The organism is Mesorhizobium sp. M8A.F.Ca.ET.021.01.1.1 (assembly GCF_003998025.1).
Classification (GTDB): Bacteria; Pseudomonadota; Alphaproteobacteria; order Rhizobiales; family Rhizobiaceae; genus Mesorhizobium.
Genome location: NZ_RZSJ01000057.1, coordinates 1 through 17,641 on the forward strand (window position 1 = coordinate 1; position 17,641 = coordinate 17,641).

Genomic DNA, 17,641 nt, shown 5'->3' on the forward strand with positions numbered 1-17,641 from the left:
CTCGATTCCAGGCACGAAGCCATGAAAGGCAATTCCATAGGGAGCGATGGTCAGCGCCAGAAGCGCAGCCGATCCGAAAGCCAGCCGGCAACAACGGGCCGTTATCGATCCGTGCATCCCTGAACTCCGTCGATTGAGCCGGTGCACCCACCCCAACGTTGCAGTGCAACCAACATCGCCGAAACACGTGGTGACCGGAAGCGACCTCCGACCGTTGCGTTTGTCTCCCAGGACCTTTGCAGGCGCAAGACTGGACTAAAGTCCGAGGTCCGGCGTGAAAAATGGCGTCGTGAGGCCGCGGCAGCGCCGATACCTTGTCACGAAAATGTGATCGGCCGACTGTAAGGCGGTCGATCAGGAAACAAGCTCCAGCCAATCCAGCCAGAGGCTCTCATGACCGAACATTGCTCCCCCGACGCCCGATTCCGCACCAGCCTGCTCGAGGAAAACGAAGGCCCGGCCAACAATCCCAGCGAAAACCGCACGATGGGCGAGATCATCGCCGCGCGGTTTTCGCGCCGGGGCTTCCTCAAGGGTTCGCTTGCCGTCTCGGCGATCGCCGCCACCGTCAGCCCGCTGGCGATGATCGCCGCCGACGATGCCCGCGCCGCGGAAAGCTCGGCCTTCAAGTTCGACGAGTTGGAGGCCGGCATCGACGACAAGCACCATGTCGCGCCGGGCTACGACGCCGATGTGTTGCTTCGCTGGGGCGATCCGCTGTTTGCCGATTCGCCGGAATTCGATCCGACCAAGCAGTCGGCACAAGCCCAGGCCAGGCAGTTCGGCTACAACAACGACTATGTCGGCTACATCGCGATCGATGGCTCGGCGGAACATGGCCTGCTGGTGGTCAACCACGAATACACCAACCCGCATCTGATGTTCCCGGGTATCGTCAAGATCGTCGAGAAGGACGGCAAGAAGGCGGCCGAGGTGGCGCCGCTCTCGAAGGAGCAGGTCGATGTCGAGATGGCCGCGCATGGCGGCACCATCGTCGAGATCCGCAAGGACGGCGGCAAATGGCAGGTTGTGCGTGACGGCAAGCTCAACCGCCGCATCACCTCCAGCACCGAGATGACGCTGTCCGGCCCGGTCGCGGGCCATGACCGCGTCAAGACCAATGCCGATCCGTCCGGAACGAAAGTCCTCGGCACGATCAACAACTGCGCCGGCGGCGTCACGCCCTGGGGCACCTATGTGATGGCCGAGGAGAACATCCATGGCTATTTCTCCGGCGAGCTGCCGGAAGGCCACAAGGAAGCCGCCAACTACAAGCGCCTCGGCATCCCGGAAGGCGCCTATGAATGGGGCGCGCATTACGACCGCTTCAACCTCGCCAAGGAGCCGAACGAGCCCAACCGCTTCGGCTGGATCGTCGAGGTCGATGTCAACGACCCGGATTCGGTGCCGCGCAAGCGCACCGCCATGGGCCGCTTCAAGCATGAGGGCGCCGAATCGATCGTCGCCAAGGACGGCCGCGTCGTCTTCTATCTCGGCGACGACGAGCGCTTCGACTATGTCTACAAATTCGTCACCAAGGGCATGTTCAATGCCGGCGACCGCGCAGCCAACAAGGACCTGCTCGACGACGGCACGCTGCATGTCGCCAAATTCGCCGAGGACGGCTCGGTCGAATGGATGCCGATCGTGTTCGGCCAGGGTCCGCTGACGGCGGAAAACGGTTTTGCCGGCCAGGCCGACGTGCTGATCGAGACGCGCCGCGCCGCCGACCTGCTTGGCGCCACCAAGATGGACCGGCCCGAAGACATCCAGCCCAATGCCGGCAACGGCAAGGTCTATGTCATGCTGACCAACAATTCCAAGCGCAAGGCCGATCAGGCCGACGCCGCCAACCCGCGCGCCGGGAATGCCTTCGGCCACATCATCGAGATCGTCGAGGACGGCGGCGATTTCGCCGCCACAAAGGGCAAGTGGGAAGTGCTGCTGAAATGCGGCGACCCGTCGGTGGCCGATGTCGGCGCCACCTTCTCCACCGCGACGACGGCCAATGGCTGGTTCGGCATGCCCGACAATTGCGCGGTCGATTCGGCCGGGCGCCTGTGGGTCGCCACCGACGGCCAGGGCCCGAAGGCCACCGGCCGCACCGATGGCCTATGGGCGGTGGACACGGAAGGATCGGCGCGGGCGACCTCGAAACTGTTCTTCCGGGTGCCGATCGGCGCCGAGATGTGCGGCCCGCTGTTTACGCCGGACGATCAGACCGCCTTCGTCGCCGTCCAGCATCCGGGCGACGGCGGCGAGGACTGGGACGCGTTTGGCCGGCCCTCCTACTATGAGGACCCGTCGACCCGCTGGCCCGATTTCAACCCCGACATGCCGGTGCGGCCGGCGGTCGTGGCGATCACCAAGCAGGGCGGCGGCAAGATCGGCGTCTGACAGCGAGACAAAACGAGAGGGGCTTCGGCGATCCGCGGCCCCTCTTTTTTGCGCGGCATTGCATTCAAGCCTCGGGAAAGATTGGTAATTTACACATGGCGCCCTAAATCGCGATCAGGAGATCATCGCCATGCCCAAGTCGATCTACGACCGTGGCCTGCTCAAACCTGACGAAGTGGCCACGTTGCAACGTGTCTTCGATGAGGCCTGCCGCCGACGGCAAGCGCATCCCGAATCCACGGAGGCGCGTGAATTGGCGCTCACCTTGCTTGCCCTCTACAATGCCGGCATGGTCGACGAGGAGATGCTGACCGAGGCCGTCGGTTTCCGGCGGCTGGAGCCGAAATCAGCGTGAGGTGCCCGGCTGGCCGGGACCGGCGATGCGCCTGGCTATCGCCTTGGCCAATATGCCGGCATTGGCGAAGCAGCCGCGGATGCTCGGCCGCATGCCGGTGAACCACAGGCCCGGCAGTTTCGGATCGGCCTGGCCGCCGTTGAAGAGCGGAACGCCTTTCTCGTCGAGCACGCCGAGATTGCCGACCATGCGCTCCAGGCCGGTGCGGTAGCCCGTCGCGGCAATGACGATGTCGGGAGCGATCAGGCTGCCATTGGCCAGCATGACGCCATCGCGGGTGAACTCCCGTATCCCCGGCACCACCAGGATCCTGCCCGATTTGATGGCCTTGACGGCGCCATCATCGGCGGCGATCGCGGTGTAGTCCGAAGTCAGACGGCTGGCGCCGCCGGCAGGTGCCCGCGGCATGCCGAATTTGGTGAGATCGCCGAAAACCAGGCGCTGCGTCACCGCCATGACCGCATCGGCGACGCGCAGCGGCAAGCGCGCCATGAACGGCGAGAGGCGGTGCACGGCGATCTTGCCGATACGCTTGGGCAAGAGGGCGGGGCCGTTGCGGGCCGACAGCCAGATAGCGGCGGTATCGATGCCCGCCAGATGATTGAGGGCATCGAAGCCCGAATTGCCGGCGCCGACAACCAGCACCTTCTTGCCCGCATAGGTGTGGGCGTCGCCAAAATCGGCCGAATGGATGATCCGGCCCGCGAACGCTTCCATGCCCTTCCATTGCGGCGTGTAGGGCTCCCTGTCGCGGCCGGTTGCGACAACGACATGACGCGCCAGGCGCGAGCCGGCGCTGGTGCGCACGATCCAGTGGTCGCCCCCGGGGATGATGGCCTCGACGGAAATGCCAAACTCGACCGGCAAATGGTTCGCCTCATGGAAATCGTTCATATGGCGGATGACGACATCCCGGTGCGGAAAGGCGGGAGTACCCTTGGGATAGGTGAGGCCGGGCAGCGCCGAGAGATCGCGGTGGGTATTGAGGTGCAGCTGTTCGTGGCGCCGACGCCAGGGCTCGGCCAGCCGGCTTTCCTTCTCCAGCACCACCGTCGCCACGCCGGCCTTCATCAAGGCCCGCGCGACAGCCAACCCCGCGGCACCGGCGCCAATGACGATCGCCGGCTCGACCGCCAGCAACTGCTCCATCATCGTCCCGGATGCCGTGTCAGCCATTCACACTCGAATCCCATTTGCCCTTGCGGCAACCCCGAAAGGCTCGCAGGCCGCTGTAACAGTTTGATCGCGCGCCGACCCCGAACGGCAAATCGATGCCGATTTTCGATGGGCCCGCGCCGAGCCGTGGTCTCGCCCCGGAGCATTCCGCCGCCAGGCGAAAACAACCGGATCGCGCAACCGCGGCCAAAACCACGACATGAAACGGTTGCCCGCTTCTGTCCGAATACATCCAGCCCTATATGGCATATCGGCGGCATCGGCGATAACCAGGTCGCGGCAAAGTGATTGATTCGAGGTCCGGGGGCTGGTGGACCTCTTCTGACGATGCAGGAATTCGAACCCGTAACCGACTCGGCTTCCCGCTAGAAATCAAGGCGCCACGGCGGTCTTGCGTGCCATTCAAGGCATGCGGCGCCGCAGACGGCACGCGGAATCTCGACCATGCCCTCCTTGCGGATCTATTTCGACAACATCCTCGAGGGCGCCTCGCCCAAGGTCGAGCGACTGGCGCTGACGCATGTCGAGCGGCTGGCGCTGGTGCGCCGCTATGGCGATTTCTCGCTCGCCTATTCCACCGCCGCGCAGCGCAAGCTTTCCTATTTTGGCGACGCCGACGGCTACATCGCCTTCGGCACCAAGATGAGGCATCATTTCGCGCTCGGCGATCCGGTGGCGGCGCCGGCGCAGCGGCCCGATTATATCAGACGCTTCGTCGAGCGTGCCGGCGGCCCATGGTTCGTGCAGATCGGCGAACAGACCGCCCAGGTCCTTGCCGGACTCGGCTACAAGGTCAACCGGCTGGGCATCGACACCCGCCTTGTCCTGCCCGACCATGATTTTTCCGGCAAGCGCAACGAGACCGTGCGCTATTCCGAGCGCTGGCTGCTGAAGAAAGGCTTTTCGTTCGAGGAGGACAAGCGCACGATCCATCTCGACGAGATCTCCCGGCTCTCCCAAAACTGGCGCGGCGACCGTATCGTCAAGCGCTGGGAGATGGGTTTTCTCAACCGTCCGTTTTACGAGCAGCTCGGCACCGACATGCGCCGTTTCGTCCTGCACGGTCCCGATGGCGACCTGGTCGCCCTGCTCGACTTCGATCCGCTGTTCGCCGACGGCAAGGTGATCGGCTACACCACCGCCTTCAAGCGCAAGCATATCGATGCCTCGCCGCATGCCGAGATCGGCCTGACCAAATTCGCCGTCGACCGCTTTCGCGAGGAAGGCGTTTCGGTGGTGACGCTCGGCCTGTCGCCGCTGGTCGATGTCGGCCCGAGCGGATTTGCCGAAAGCGAGTTCTGGCGCAACACCTTCCAGCGCGCCTACGACTCGCCCTGGATCAACCGCCGCAGGTTCAACCTGCAGGGACAGGCGGCATTCAAGCGCCGCTTCCATGGCGCCGAGGAGCCGGTCTATATCGCCTTTCGCGAGGGGGCCTACATCGAGATGCTGGGGCTGCTGCGGCTGGTCAAGGCCATCTGAGATCCGCCGATATTCAGGTGAGGCCGGCCTGCGCTGAATCTCACAAATCTCGGCTGCGGCTCAGGACGCCTTCAGCCGATCAGTTGCGCAGCCGGTAGCCGGTCCGGAAGATCCAGGCGACGATCGCGATGCAGGCGGCCAGGAACACCAGCGTCATGCCGAGGCTGATGCCGACCGAGACGTCGGCCTTGCCGTAGAAACTCCAGCGAAAGCCGCTGATCAGGTAAACCACGGGGTTGAACAGCGTAATCGTCTTCCAGATGCCTGGCAGCATGTGGATCGAATAGAAACTGCCGCCGAGGAAGGTCAGCGGGGTGACGATCAGCAGTGGCACCAACTGCAGCTGCTCGAAGCTTTTCGCCCAGATGCCGATGATGAAGCCGAACAGGCTGAAGGTGACCGCCGTCAGGATCAGGAAGGCGAGCATCCAGAACGGATGCTCGATCTGTAGCGGCACGAACAGCGAAGCCGTCGCCAGGATGATCAGGCCGAGGATGATCGACTTGGTCGCTGCCCCACCGACATAGGCGATGACGATCTCCAGATAGGAGACCGGAGCTGACAAAAGTTCGTAGATCGAGCCGACGAATTTCGGGAAATAGATGGCGAAGGAGGCGTTAGAGATCGACTGCGTCAAGAGTGACAGCATGATCAGTCCCGGCACGATGAAGGCGCCGTAGCTGATGCCGTCGATCTCGGTGATGCGCGAGCCAATGGCCGAGCCGAAGACGACGAAATAGAGCGAGGTCGAGATGACCGGCGAGATGATGCTCTGCAGCACGGTGCGGAACGCACGCGCCATCTCGACCCGGTAGATCGCCCATACCGCGCGAAAATTAGGGGCCGCACGCAGGTTCATGGCTTTTGCCTCAGGAGATTGACGAAGATCTCTTCGAGCGAGCTGTTCTTGGTGTCGAGATCGCGGAACTGGATGCCGGCCGCCTCGAGATCCCTGATCAGCGAGGCGACGCCCGGCCGGTCGCTCTGGTTGTCATAGGTGTAGGTGAGTTGGGTGCCGTCCGGCGACAGTTCGAGCGCGTAGTGCGAGAGCCCGTCGGGCACGCTGGCGAGCGGCGCGCGCAGCTCCGCCGTCATCTGCTTGCGGCCGAGCTTGCGCATCAGTTCGGCCTTGCCTTCGACCAGGATGATTTCGCCGCGGTTGATGACGCCGACGCGGTCGGCCATGGCCTCGGCTTCCTCGATATAGTGCGTGGTGAGGATGATGGTGACGCCGTCCTCGCGCAACCGGCGCACCATCTCCCACATGTCCTGGCGCAGCTCGACGTCGACGCCGGCGGTCGGCTCGTCGAGGAACAGGATGCGCGGCTCGTGCGACAGCGCCTTGGCGATCATCAGCCGCCGCTTCATGCCGCCCGACAGGGTGATGGCCTTGGCGTCCTTCTTGTCCCAGAGCGACAGATCGCGCAGCACCTTCTCGACAAAGGCCGGATTGGCCGGCTTGCCGAACAGGCCGCGGCTGTAATTGACCGTTGCCCAGACGCTCTCGAAGGCGTCGATGGTGAGTTCCTGCGGCACCAACCCGATCAGGCTGCGCGCGGCGCGATAGTCCTTGTTGATGTCGTGCCCGTCGACCGTGACGGTGCCCGACGAGCGGTTGACGATGCCGCAGACGATCGAGATCAGCGTCGTCTTGCCGGCGCCGTTGGGGCCGAGCAGGGCGAAAATCTCGCCCCGCTGGATATCGAGATTGACTTCCTTGAGCGCGGTGAAGCCGGTGGCGTAGGTCTTGGAGACCCCGGAAATGGACAGAATGGAGGGCATGGTTGAAAACGGCTGCCTGAAAGAGGTGACTTCATATAGGCCTGTTGTCGCCCGGTGCAACCGCAAGTCAATGCCGCTGCTGCCAGTTCTCGACACCGGGGCGCGGGCAGCCTGAAGACAGATCGCCTGCATCCGGTAAAATTGTCCTGTGGCGTTCAGCCTCGCGGCAGGACGCCGCTTTGACCTGCCCCCGCTTCGGGCCTATCCTTCGCCAGTATTGGAGCAATTCCAGGAAAAGTGTAAAGAGGTTTTCTGCCCGGAGTTGCGTCGAAATAATAAGCAGCCGGAGCCCGCCATGGACCCGCTTATTCTCTCGCGCATGCAGTTCGGCGCGAATATTTCGTTTCATATCCTGTTTCCGACGATCACCATTGCCCTTGGCTGGGTGCTGCTGTTCTTCAAGCTGCGTTATAACGCGACCAATGATTCCGCCTGGATGCGCGCCTATTTCACCTGGGTGAAGGTGTTCGCGCTGTCCTTTGCCATGGGCGTGGTTTCGGGCGTCACCATGAGCTTCCAGTTCGGCACCAACTGGCCGGGCTACATGGAGCATGTCGGCAACATCGCCGGACCGCTGCTCGCCTACGAGATCCTCACCGCCTTCTTCCTCGAAGCGGCCTTCCTCGGCATCATGCTGTTCGGGTTCCGTCGCGTTTCCAACCGCGTCCACACGCTGGCGACGGTGCTGGTTGCCGGCGGCACCACGCTGTCGGCCTTCTGGATCATCGCGCTCAATTCCTGGATGCAGACCCCGGCCGGCTTCGAGATGCGCGATGGCGTGGCACATGCCGTCGACTGGTGGGCCATCGTCTTCAACCCGTCCATGCCCTACCGGCTGGTGCACATGCTGCTCGCCTCGGGGCTTACGGTCTCGTTCCTGATCGCTGGCCTGTCGGCGCTGCGCCACCTCAGGGGCGACCGTTCGGAATCGATGTGGAAGGCGCTGCGCACCGGCGTCTTCACCGCCGCCATCCTGATCCCGATCCAGATCCTGGCCGGCGACCAGCATGGGCTCAACACGCTGGAACACCAGCCGCAGAAGATCGCGGCCATGGAGGCCAACTGGAACACCGGCCCCAACGTGCCGCTGGTGCTGTTCGCGCTCCCCGACGAGGCGGCGAAGGAAAACAGATTCGAGGTCGCGATTCCGGATGGGGCCAGCCTTATCCTGCGGCACGGCACCGACGGCGTGGTGCCAGGGCTGAACGACTACCCCGGCAACCACCCGCCGGTCTTTCCGCTCTTCTGGAGCTTCCGCATCATGGTCGGCACCGGGCTTTTGATGCTCGCCGTCTCGTGGTCGGCCGCCTTCTTCCTCAAGCGCCGGCATTCGCTGCCCAGGCCGCTCGCCCTGCTGATGGTGCCGATGGCGCTGTCGGGCTGGCTGGCGACACTGGCCGGCTGGTACACGACCGAGATCGGCCGCCAGCCCTGGCTGGTGACCGGCGTGCTGAAGACCGCCGACGCCGTCGGTCCGGTGGCCGGCAGCCATGTCGCGCTGACGCTCGCCATCTATCTCCTGCTCTACCTGCTTTTGCTGATCGCCTATCTCGGCGTGCTGGTGCACCTGGCGCTGAAGGCGGCCAAGGATGGCGATTCATCGCCGCTGCCGGGCGTGATGAAGACGGCCATGTCGCAACCGGCGGCGGGGGAGTGAGCATGCTTTCATCGCAGGTCCGCGCCGCCCCTCACCTGCCTGCCGGCATCCTCTCCCCGTATAGTGACGGGGAGAGGGGCGCTGTCGTCGCCGGTTTCGCTTCTCGTCAGCGTTGCTGGAGGGGTGCCGGCGGTGCGGCCAGCCCACTTCTCCCCGCCACTATACGGGAAGTGCCCGGCAGGGCGATGACGGGCGGCGCCAACCCCGATAATCGATTTGAAACGATCGCTTCAAGCGGTAAGGCCGTGCACCCGGCCCATCGCGGCTGGGAGATATCCCGATGACCTATGACTGGCCAACCCTGCTCCCCCTCATCTTCGCCGGTCTGATGGGCCTCGCCATCCTGATCTATGTCATTCTCGACGGGTTCGACCTCGGCATCGGCATCCTGTTCGCCGCCGCCGAGGACACCGAGCAGGACACGATGATCGCGGCAATCGGCCCGTTCTGGGACGCCAACGAGACCTGGCTGGTGCTGGCCGTCGGCCTGCTTCTGGTCGCCTTTCCGCTGGCGCATGGCGTCATCCTCACCGCGCTCTACATTCCCGTCTTCGTGCTTTTGGTCGGGCTGATCCTGCGCGGCGTCGCCTTCGATTTCCGCGCCAAGGTGCCGGCGGGGAAAAAACATCGCTGGAACCGTATTTTCTTCCTGGGTTCGGTCATCGCCTCGCTGGCGCAGGGCTACATGCTGGGCGTCTACGTGCTCGGCCTCGATGTCGGGCGGGGCGGCATGGCGTTCGGCGTGCTGGTGGCGTTCTGCCTGGCGGCCGCCTACGCGGCGATGGGCGCTGCCTGGGTGATCTACAAGACCGAAGGCGAGCTTCAGAAGAAGGCTGTGCGCTGGCTGCGCACGGCACTGGTGCTGACCGCGCTCGGCATGGCCGCGGTGTCGCTGGCGACGCCCTTCGCCAGCCCGCGCATCTTCGACAAATGGTTCGTCTGGCCACAGATGCTCTATCTGTCGCCGCTGCCGATCCTGTCGGCGCTGCTGTTCCTCTGGCTGTGGCGGCAGACCTTCCACCTGCCGAGGCCCGACGACCGCCATGCGCTGACGCCGTTCCTGACGCTCGCCGCCATCTTCGCGCTCGGTTTTGCCGGGCTGGCCTGGTCGTTCTATCCGTTCGTGGTGCCCGATCGCCTGACCATCTGGCAGGCGGCATCGGCCACCGAGAGCCTGGCGATCATCCTGGCCGGCACCGTGGTGGTGCTGCCGGTGATCATCTTCTATTCGTTCTACGCCTACCGCGTGTTCGGCGGCAAGGCGACGGATCTGACTTACGATTGAGGGGTGATCGAGCGCTTGCGGTAGAGGTCACGGCGAGGCGCCCCTCTCTGGCCTGCCGGCCATCTCCCCCCTCGAGGGGGGAGATCGATGTTGGCTAGGCTTTCGCCAATCTCCAACGCGGAAAGCTGGCGAGACGCCGAAGCTGCCGATTTCCCCCCTTGAGGGGGGAGATGCCCGGCAGGGCAGAGAGGGGCGCTGTCCCGCCGGCCTATCCTCTCTTAATTACTCGCCGACAGCACCAGTACCGGCTTTTCGCTGTAGAGCGCCGGGAACAGCGTCTTCAAATTCGCCACCTTGGGCAGGTCGTTGTAGACGATGTAGGGGTAGGTCGGGTTCAGCGTCAGGAAGTCCTGGTGGTAGTTTTCGGCCGGATAGAAGGTCTTGCCGGTCTCCAGCGTGGTGACGATGGGCTCGGAGAACACCTTGGCCTTGTCGAGCTGGGCGATGTAGCTCTGCGCGATCTTCTTCTGCGCGTCATTCTCGGCGAAGATCGTCGAGCGGTACTGGGTGCCGGAGTCCGGTCCCTGGTAGTTGAGCTGGGTCGGGTTGTGGGCTACCGAGAAATAGACCTGCAGCAGCTGGCCGTAGGTGACGACGGAGGGATCATAGGTGATCTCGACGGATTCGGCATGGCCGGTGCGGCCGGTGCCGACCGTCTCGTAGACGGCGTCGTCCTTGGCGCCGCCAGTATAGCCGGAAACCGCCTTGCTGACGCCCTTGACGTGCTGGAACACGCCCTGCACGCCCCAGAAGCAGCCACCGGCGAAGATTGCCTTTTCGCTGCCCGTGGCCGCCTTTTCGTCGATTGCCGGCGGCGGGATTTTCACCGCGTCCTCGGCGGAGATGGCCGGCGTCAGCCAGAAGGCGGCGCCCGCGACGGCAAGGGCGAGTGCGGCGAGCGCGCCCCGGACAAGACCGGCCGAACGGTTGTTGGTGTTGGTCATGGTTGCACTCCTCATGGCTTCCCCGTTGATCAGTAATTTGGGGGATCAGTCTATTGGATCAGCTACGGTGGCGCGATGCGCGAGTTGCGGCGGCGCCTCACATTCGCGTGCGCCGGGACTTTCGCCTTGACGTAGTCCCCGACGCAAAACCGCTTCAAGCCTTTGCCGGGATTGTTCCAGCGACTGTCCCCGGCTGGACAGGGAGCCCGCCGGGGACAGCCACGCGCCAAGCTCAATTGGCGGTGGCATCCGTTGCCGGCTTCATGGCATCGGTCGCCGGTTTCATCGCGTCCGCGGCGGGCTTCATGGCATCCGCAGCGGGCTTCATGGCATCGGCGGCGGGCTTCATGGAGTTGGTGGCCATCGGGTCGGCCGGCTTCATCGCATCGGTTGCCGGCTTCATCGCGTCCGCGGCCGGCTTCATGGCGTCCGCGGCGGGCTTCATCGCATTGGTGGCATCATCGGCGCGCGCGATGCCGCCGGCAAACAGCGCGGTCGAGCACAGAGCGAGCGCGAGCGCCGGCAGCGTCAGGCGGGAGAAATTGGTCATGGTCGGTTTCCTTGTGGGGTTGGTGGCACGCCCTTTTGGACGGCCGGGGTCTTGCGCCGCCGCCCATGCGGTGGCGCAAATCTCTGCTCGGCAAATCTCTGCTCGAACGCGATCTAGTTGGCGGCGGCGGCCAGGATCGGCCCGCCGCCGGGCGACTGCACCAGCACGGCGGTGCTGAGGCCGCCCGAGGCTGCCGGCAGATCGAGCGTCTTGGCCTCGCCGCTCCAGCTGCCGAGTTTTGTCAGCGCGTGCACGACATTGGCGTGCGGCAAGGTGCGGCCGGTGTTTTCGCCGCGCGCCACCGGCACCTCGACGACACCCTTGGTGTAGCGCACCAGCCAGACATCGGCCTTGCCGCCCGGTGCCGCGCCGGCGCCGATCGCGACCTTGCCGCCGTCGAGCGAAAGCGACGGACCGCCGGTCTTGGCCGTGGCAGTGATCAGATGTTCGATCTCACCGGGTGCGGCGCCGACGACGTCGGCATGGCCGTTGACCACCACTTGCGGCGTGAACGGCCCGTCATGGCCGAGCGGCGGCTCGTAGGAAACCTGGCGCTGGGTGAATTCCTGCTTGCCGAACGTGTCCTTCCAGCCGAGATAGTCCCAATAGGTGACGTTGAACGACAGCGCGAGCACGCCGGGCCGGTCCTTGACCTTGATGAGGTTGGCATTGGCCGGCGGACAGGACGAGCAGCCCTGGCTGGTGAACAGTTCGACCACGCTGAGCGGCTGGGCTGCCGCCGCGCCGAGCGAGGCGGCGAGCGCCAGAGCGGCGAGGCCGGACAGTGCGAGGACCCTGCTTGAGATGACTGGCGACATCGGCTTGCTCCCTGGGAGGGCGCCACGATGCGCCCGTCATATCCCCACTTCGCCGCCACTTGCCGCTTCGTTACAGCGCTCACCGGTTTGTGATTGAAGAGCGCCTGCCCCTCTTCCTTGCGGCGCTGGAGATTGGCGAAAACGGTCGCGCGTCCAATCTCCCCCCTCGTGGGGGAGATGTCCGGCAGGACAGAGGGGGGCGTAGAGCGCCTATGCTCGCGCTTTTAAACAGATGTCGGCGCACGCGGGGGACATGGCCGGTCGACCCAGGGCGGAACATCGTGAACTTGGCAAGGTCGGCGGGACAGCGCCCCCCTCTGGCCTGCCGGCCATCTCCCCCACGAGGGGGGAGATCGGCAGTGTTACTGTGTCAGCGCGGTGTCCGAGGGCCGCTTGTTGAAGTCGCACTTGCCGGTCACGTTGTAGAAGAAGTCGGCGTTGCTGACCGGCGCCGGGACCGCGTTGCCGCCGTCTTCCCAGGCCTGATAGCCTGTCGAACCGCAAGGCACGAGGCCGAAGATATCGACGACCTGGCCGGTCGCGATCTCATTGTAATTGATAGCGTTGGTCTGCGGATCCTTGATCCCGCTGTAGAGCCGGTTGGAGGTGGTCGGATCATTCGTCTTGAGATATTGCGGGTTGCCTGATGGCACATACATCTGCAGACTGAGGCCACCCATCTGGCTGACATCGATGGACGCGCCGGTGCCATCGGCGGGATACATCGTGTCGACACAGTAAAATTTTGTCTGGAACTTGTCGGTCTGGATCACCGCACCGGCGGGCGGGTTGGAGCCGGCGAGCTTGCAAACCTGCGTCTGGGCCACCGTGGTGACGGTCTTGCCGGTCGAATCGGTCGTAAGGATGCTGGTGGTGGTGGTGCCATAGCCCTTCGGGTCTCCGGTCTTGCCATAGACGTAGTCGATCGTCATCAGCGGCTTGGCCGTCGTCGCACCGAATTGCGTGCCGTAGAGCGTCATCTTCTTGTTCCAGTAGCCCGATACGCCGGTGACCTTGAAGTTGGCCGCGACCAGCGCCGGCGGCTTGCTGACCGCCGAGGCCACCGCGATCGGCACGGTGTCGATCCTGGCGATGGTCATGAAAACGGTCGGCATGGCGAAACTTGCCGTGGCCCGCGCGGTGGTCGCGGTGGCGGTGGTCCCAGCCACGAAGCTGGTCAGCGTCGCTGTGCCTTGTCCGCCGTTGGCGATGAAGGAATCCTGCAGCATCGTCTGGCGCTGCGGCAGCGTCGACGTGGTGTCCATGGTGGTGATCGTCAGGATCGCGGCATCCAGCGCCTGCTGCTGGTTGGACCTGGTCTGGACCGCGCTGGTGTAGTCGACCGAGAAGCCGACGGCCGCGATCAGCGGCATCAGGCTCACCAGGAAGAGCGGCATCATCGACCCGCCGCGGGAACGGGCAAAGCCGCTTGCAAGCTTGAACATTTCCAACCCCCAACAGGCATTAGCGAGCGTGCGATTACCACGCAGCCGGCAAACCAAGGTCTAATCTGAACGATTAAAGTTTATGCATCGTTGGCGCGCAGACCGGTTTTTCGATTCTTTTGCCGATTTCACCGCTTTGTGTGCGGCGGGCAGCCCTTGGGCGCCAAGCCTTGCCGCCGCTTGCCGCCCCTGCTAAAGCGCGCGGCATGAGCACGCCCCTCGACCACATCCGCAATTTTTCCATCGTCGCCCATATCGACCATGGCAAATCGACGCTCGCCGACCGCCTGATCCAGTCGACCGGCGGGCTGGAGCTGCGCGACATGAAGGAGCAGGTGCTGGACTCGATGGACATCGAGCGCGAGCGCGGCATCACCATCAAGGCGCAGACGGTGCGGCTTAAGTACCGCGCCAACAATGGCGAGGACTATATCCTCAACCTCATCGACACGCCCGGCCATGTCGACTTCGCCTATGAAGTGTCGCGGTCGCTGGCCGCCTGCGAAGGTTCGCTGCTGGTGGTCGATGCCAGCCAGGGCGTCGAGGCGCAGACGCTCGCCAATGTCTACCAGGCGATCGACAACAACCACGAGATCGTCGTGGTGCTGAACAAGGTCGACCTGCCGGCCGCCGAGCCGGAGCGCATCCGCGAGCAGGTCGAGGAGGTGATCGGCATCGACGCTTCGGGCGCCGTGCTGATCTCGGCGAAGACCGGGCTGGGCATTCCCGACGTGCTGGAAGCCATCGTCCACCAATTGCCGCCGCCGCGCGAGGGCGATGCCACGGCACCGCTGAAGGCGATGCTGGTCGACAGCTGGTACGACGCCTATCTCGGCGTCATCGTGCTGGTGCGCATCATCGACGGCGTGCTCAGGAAAGGCCAGACCATCCGCATGATGGGCACCGGCGCAAAATATCTGGTCGAGCGCACCGGCGTGTTCACGCCCGCCCGCATCAATGTCGACGAGCTCGGCCCCGGCGAATTCGGCTTCTTCACCGGCTCGATCAAGGAAGTGGCCGACACCCGCGTCGGCGACACCATCACCGAGGACAGGCGCCAGACCGCGCATGCCTTGCCCGGCTTCAAGCCGGCGCAGCCGGTGGTGTTCTGCGGCCTGTTCCCGGTCGACGCCGCCGATTTCGAGGACCTGCGCGCCGCCGTCGGCAAACTGCGCCTCAACGACGCCAGCTTCTCCTATGAAATGGAAACCAGTGCGGCGCTGGGCTTCGGCTATCGCTGCGGATTCCTTGGCCTGTTGCATCTCGAAATCATCCAGGAGCGGCTGGAGCGCGAGTTCAACCTCGACCTGATCGCCACCGCGCCATCGGTCGTCTATCGGCTGCTGCTCAATGACGGCTCGGTCAAGGAACTGCACAACCCGGCCGACATGCCCGACGTGGTGAAAATCTCGGCCATCGAAGAGCCATGGATCCGCGCCACCATCCTGACCCCCGACGACTATCTCGGCGGCATCCTGAAACTCTGTCAGGACCGGCGCGGCATCCAGGCCGACCTCTCCTATGTCGGCAAGCGCGCCATGCTGACCTACGATCTGCCGCTCAACGAAGTGGTCTTCGATTTCTACGATCGCCTGAAGTCGATCTCCAAAGGCTACGCCTCGTTCGACTACCACCTGACCGACTACCGCGAGGGCGACCTGGTGAAGATGTCGATCCTGGTCAATGAGGAGCCGGTCGACGCGCTCTCGATGCTGGTGCACCGCACGGCGGCGGAAAAGCGCGGCAGGCAGATGTGCGAGAAGCTGAAGGAGCTGATCCCGCACCACCTCTTCAAGATCCCGATCCAGGCCGCCATCGGCGGCAAGGTCATCGCGCGCGAAACCATCTCGGCGCTGCGCAAGGACGTCACGGCGAAGTGCTACGGCGGCGACGTCTCGCGCAAGCGCAAGCTGCTCGACAAGCAGAAAGAGGGCAAGAAGCGGATGCGCCAGTTCGGCAAGGTCGATATTCCGCAGGAGGCGTTTATCCAGGCGCTGAAGATGGGCGATTGAGGGGTCCGGCCTCCGGCCCGAGGCAGCGGGTCCCACCCCAGTGCGGGTGACGGGACATCCCTGGATACCTACCGCCTTTCCTTTCGCCGGACACGCCCAAGCTCGCCAAAATCAATTTGAACTGGGCTAACGCGCTTCACACCGGACGGCGGACCGCCCCTTTGAGTATACTCCGTTCCGACGTATCCTCCCCCTAGCTTGGGGACACACCACATGCGCACCACTTCAGACACCATCGCCTCTCTCGGCCTCGCCATCGGCGGCGCCTTCGGCCTGGCCGGCACCTTCGTCGCCAGCGCGTCGCTGCGTGAAACGCTCTGGACGATCGACGGCGTGGCGCTCGTCGTGGCCGCAGCACTGCTCACCATGAAATACCAGCGGCTCGGCAATGATTGCGTCGCCGCGGGCTTCCTGACCTTCCTTGCCGGGGAGAGCCTGCTTCTGGCTGGCAACGCGGCGGGGTTGCAGGCCAGCGTGCCTTCCTATGTCGGCGGCATCTCGCTTTGGGCGGCGGCGCTGATCCTGGTCAGCGTGCCCAACACTTTTGCGCTGTGGATGCGGATCACCGGGCTCATTGCCGCCGTGCTGTTCCTGGTGTCGGTGGGCATGGTGCTGTGGGGCGCGCCCTTGCTGCCGACCTCGGCGCCGCTGCCGGCGGCCGGCTATCCCTTCCTGGTGCTGACCTTCATCGGCTGGATCTGGACCTTGCTGAAGCCCGACCGGTGAGTGCGCCCCAATGTCCGCCCCCGTCGAACTCCGCAACAGTCCCACCAACAAGTTCTCTTCCGTCGCAGGGTCGTTGCTGATGGCGGCGATTTTTGGCTTCTATACGCTGAAGGGGCTGGCCAACGGCGCCGATGGCGGGCGGGTGTTTTTGGTGGCGTTGCTGGCGCTTGGTTTCCTCGGGTTCGGCGGCTACATGGTGCGCGGCGCCTTCGACACCTCGGTCAAGGTGGTGCTCGACGAAAACGGTTTTCGCGATCGCCGCCTCGGCGACGTGCTGGTGCCCTGGCACAGGGTGCAAAGCGTGCGCCTCTCCTCCTCCGGCAAGGGCTCGGGCATGGTCAGTTTCGAACTGACCGGTGAGCCGTCCGACGCGCTGGCCAATGCGCTATTCGGCGGGAACACCGTGCGCATGGAGGTCAACTCGCTCGACATGAGCGGGCTGGACATTGTCGCCGCGATCAAGCGGCTGGCGCCGCATGTGGCGGTGACCGGGTAGGCTCTCCCTTCCCGCCCTTGTGGGGGAAGGTGTCGCCGAAGGCGACGGTCGAGGGGTGCGCGACGGAGTGAGAGGTACGGTTTCGCGCCTATCCGATGCGTTATCGAGGCGATCAGGGTGTTCGCGCCGCATGTGAGGATCACAGGTTAGGGTAAAGACGACGAAGGTTGGTGCTGCCCCTCACCTGCCTGCCGGCATCCTCTCCCCGTATAGTGACGGGGAGAGGGGTGCTGTGGCCGACGCTTTCGCCAATTATCAGCGCTGCAAGAAAAGTGCCGGCGTTGCGGCCAGCCCCTTTCTCCCGTCCTATACGGGGAGAAATGCCCGGCAGGGCAATGAGGGGCGGCGCTGGCGCTGAAGGTGGCGCAGGGCGCGGCGCTTCTTCCTTCCCCCTTGTGGGAGAAGGTGGCCTCGCGAAGCGAGGTCGGATGAGCAACTGTGTTTTCAGGCTTTGTCTGGATACCAGGGTTGGTTGTGTCGAAGCATGGCGCTGAGGATGGTCATAATCTTTCGGGC

15 protein-coding genes are annotated in these 17,641 nt (G+C 64.3%); 8 read left to right on the forward strand and 7 right to left on the reverse strand.

Translation table 11 applies throughout. The annotated features are described in order from the left end of the window. The first annotated feature begins 393 nt into the window (after positions 1 to 393). Positions 394 to 2,397, forward strand: a complete 2,004-nt coding sequence (locus EOA36_RS07440; RefSeq protein ID WP_127276432.1) for a PhoX family phosphatase — start codon at positions 394 to 396, stop codon at positions 2,395 to 2,397. 130 nt (positions 2,398 to 2,527) lie between these two features. Then, positions 2,528 to 2,752: a hypothetical protein gene (locus EOA36_RS07445; protein WP_127276434.1), complete on the forward strand. Its 225-nt coding sequence runs from the start codon at positions 2,528 to 2,530 to the stop codon at positions 2,750 to 2,752. On the opposite strand, the gene EOA36_RS07450 is transcribed toward EOA36_RS07445, so the two are convergent. Next, positions 2,744 to 3,928 carry an NAD(P)/FAD-dependent oxidoreductase gene (locus EOA36_RS07450; protein WP_127276436.1) on the reverse strand — a complete coding sequence of 395 codons (1,185 nt, stop codon included), beginning with the start codon at positions 3,926 to 3,928 and terminating at the stop codon, positions 2,744 to 2,746. The two genes, EOA36_RS07445 and EOA36_RS07450, sit on opposite strands and share 9 nt — an antisense overlap. A gap of 444 nt (positions 3,929 to 4,372) precedes the next feature. On the opposite strand from EOA36_RS07450, the gene EOA36_RS07455 reads away from it, so the two are divergent. Then, the gene (locus EOA36_RS07455) at positions 4,373 to 5,410 is read left to right on the forward strand and encodes a phosphatidylglycerol lysyltransferase domain-containing protein (protein ID WP_127276438.1); all 1,038 of its coding nucleotides are present in this window, start codon (positions 4,373 to 4,375) and stop codon (positions 5,408 to 5,410) included. A 79-nt stretch (positions 5,411 to 5,489) separates the two neighbouring features. Here the strand turns inward: EOA36_RS07455 and EOA36_RS07460 are convergent, their stop codons facing one another. Next, complete coding sequence (locus tag EOA36_RS07460; RefSeq protein WP_127276440.1) at positions 5,490 to 6,269, reverse strand: ABC transporter permease; 780 nt, start codon at positions 6,267 to 6,269, stop codon at positions 5,490 to 5,492. Then, on the reverse strand, positions 6,266 to 7,192 hold the full coding sequence (locus EOA36_RS07465; protein WP_127276442.1) for an ABC transporter ATP-binding protein: 927 nt from the start codon (positions 7,190 to 7,192) through the stop codon (positions 6,266 to 6,268). The genes EOA36_RS07460 and EOA36_RS07465 overlap by 4 nt, the downstream gene beginning before the upstream one ends. 295 nt (positions 7,193 to 7,487) lie before the next feature. On the opposite strand from EOA36_RS07465, the gene EOA36_RS07470 reads away from it, so the two are divergent. Next, positions 7,488 to 8,849, forward strand: coding sequence for a cytochrome ubiquinol oxidase subunit I (locus EOA36_RS07470; RefSeq protein ID WP_127276444.1), 1,362 nt, complete (start codon positions 7,488 to 7,490; stop codon positions 8,847 to 8,849). A 280-nt stretch (positions 8,850 to 9,129) separates the two neighbouring features. After that, positions 9,130 to 10,134 (forward strand): cytochrome d ubiquinol oxidase subunit II, encoded by a 1,005-nt coding sequence (locus tag EOA36_RS07480; RefSeq protein ID WP_127276446.1) that lies wholly within the window; start codon positions 9,130 to 9,132, stop codon positions 10,132 to 10,134. A gap of 218 nt (positions 10,135 to 10,352) precedes the next feature. On the opposite strand, the gene msrA is transcribed toward EOA36_RS07480, so the two are convergent. The 4 genes from msrA to EOA36_RS07505 form a co-directional block, all read right to left on the reverse strand. Then, entirely contained in the window at positions 10,353 to 11,078 is a 726-nt protein-coding gene (gene msrA / locus EOA36_RS07485; RefSeq protein WP_127276448.1) for a peptide-methionine (S)-S-oxide reductase MsrA, read from the reverse strand. A gap of 232 nt (positions 11,079 to 11,310) precedes the next feature. Next, positions 11,311 to 11,628, reverse strand: a complete 318-nt coding sequence (locus tag EOA36_RS07490) for a hypothetical protein (RefSeq protein ID WP_127276450.1) — start codon at positions 11,626 to 11,628, stop codon at positions 11,311 to 11,313. A 113-nt stretch (positions 11,629 to 11,741) separates the two neighbouring features. Then, positions 11,742 to 12,446 carry a DUF1223 domain-containing protein gene (locus EOA36_RS07495; protein ID WP_127276452.1) on the reverse strand — a complete coding sequence of 235 codons (705 nt, stop codon included), beginning with the start codon at positions 12,444 to 12,446 and terminating at the stop codon, positions 11,742 to 11,744. 362 nt (positions 12,447 to 12,808) lie between these two features. After that, entirely contained in the window at positions 12,809 to 13,891 is a 1,083-nt protein-coding gene (locus tag EOA36_RS07505; protein WP_127276454.1) for a pilus assembly protein TadG-related protein, read from the reverse strand. 206 nt (positions 13,892 to 14,097) lie between these two features. Here EOA36_RS07505 and lepA point away from each other — a divergent pair, with 206 nt between their 5' ends. The 3 genes from lepA (at position 14,098) to EOA36_RS07520 (ending at position 17,125) form a co-directional block, all read left to right on the forward strand. Continuing rightward, a complete protein-coding gene (gene lepA / locus EOA36_RS07510) occupies positions 14,098 to 15,903 on the forward strand; it encodes a translation elongation factor 4 (protein WP_127276456.1) in 1,806 nt (601 codons plus the stop codon). A 213-nt stretch (positions 15,904 to 16,116) separates the two neighbouring features. Then, entirely contained in the window at positions 16,117 to 16,629 is a 513-nt protein-coding gene (locus EOA36_RS07515; protein ID WP_127276458.1) for a hypothetical protein, read from the forward strand. Between the two features lie 79 nt (positions 16,630 to 16,708). Continuing rightward, complete coding sequence (locus tag EOA36_RS07520; RefSeq protein ID WP_127276460.1) at positions 16,709 to 17,125, forward strand: hypothetical protein; 417 nt, start codon at positions 16,709 to 16,711, stop codon at positions 17,123 to 17,125. Positions 17,126 to 17,641: the final 516 nt, after the last annotated feature.

Excerpts from the sequence above, each read along its gene's own strand:
- EOA36_RS07490 (WP_127276450.1), bottom strand. The coding sequence starts at position 11,628 with ATGACCAATTTCTCCCGCCTGACGCTGCCGGCGCTCGCGCTCGCTCTG.
- EOA36_RS07470 (WP_127276444.1), top strand. The coding sequence starts at position 7,488 with ATGGACCCGCTTATTCTCTCGCGCATGCAGTTCGGCGCGAATATTTCG.
- EOA36_RS07450 (WP_127276436.1), bottom strand. The coding sequence starts at position 3,928 with ATGGCTGACACGGCATCCGGGACGATGATGGAGCAGTTGCTGGCGGTC.
- EOA36_RS07465 (WP_127276442.1), bottom strand. The coding sequence starts at position 7,192 with ATGCCCTCCATTCTGTCCATTTCCGGGGTCTCCAAGACCTACGCCACC.
- EOA36_RS07495 (WP_127276452.1), bottom strand. The coding sequence starts at position 12,446 with ATGTCGCCAGTCATCTCAAGCAGGGTCCTCGCACTGTCCGGCCTCGCC.
- EOA36_RS07445 (WP_127276434.1), top strand. The coding sequence starts at position 2,528 with ATGCCCAAGTCGATCTACGACCGTGGCCTGCTCAAACCTGACGAAGTG.
- EOA36_RS07460 (WP_127276440.1), bottom strand. The coding sequence starts at position 6,269 with ATGAACCTGCGTGCGGCCCCTAATTTTCGCGCGGTATGGGCGATCTAC.
- lepA (WP_127276456.1), top strand. The coding sequence starts at position 14,098 with ATGAGCACGCCCCTCGACCACATCCGCAATTTTTCCATCGTCGCCCAT.
- EOA36_RS07440 (WP_127276432.1), top strand. The coding sequence starts at position 394 with ATGACCGAACATTGCTCCCCCGACGCCCGATTCCGCACCAGCCTGCTC.
- EOA36_RS07505 (WP_127276454.1), bottom strand. The coding sequence starts at position 13,891 with ATGTTCAAGCTTGCAAGCGGCTTTGCCCGTTCCCGCGGCGGGTCGATG.
- EOA36_RS07515 (WP_127276458.1), top strand. The coding sequence starts at position 16,117 with ATGCGCACCACTTCAGACACCATCGCCTCTCTCGGCCTCGCCATCGGC.
- EOA36_RS07455 (WP_127276438.1), top strand. The coding sequence starts at position 4,373 with ATGCCCTCCTTGCGGATCTATTTCGACAACATCCTCGAGGGCGCCTCG.
- EOA36_RS07520 (WP_127276460.1), top strand. The coding sequence starts at position 16,709 with ATGGCGGCGATTTTTGGCTTCTATACGCTGAAGGGGCTGGCCAACGGC.
- EOA36_RS07480 (WP_127276446.1), top strand. The coding sequence starts at position 9,130 with ATGACCTATGACTGGCCAACCCTGCTCCCCCTCATCTTCGCCGGTCTG.
- msrA (WP_127276448.1), bottom strand. The coding sequence starts at position 11,078 with ATGACCAACACCAACAACCGTTCGGCCGGTCTTGTCCGGGGCGCGCTC.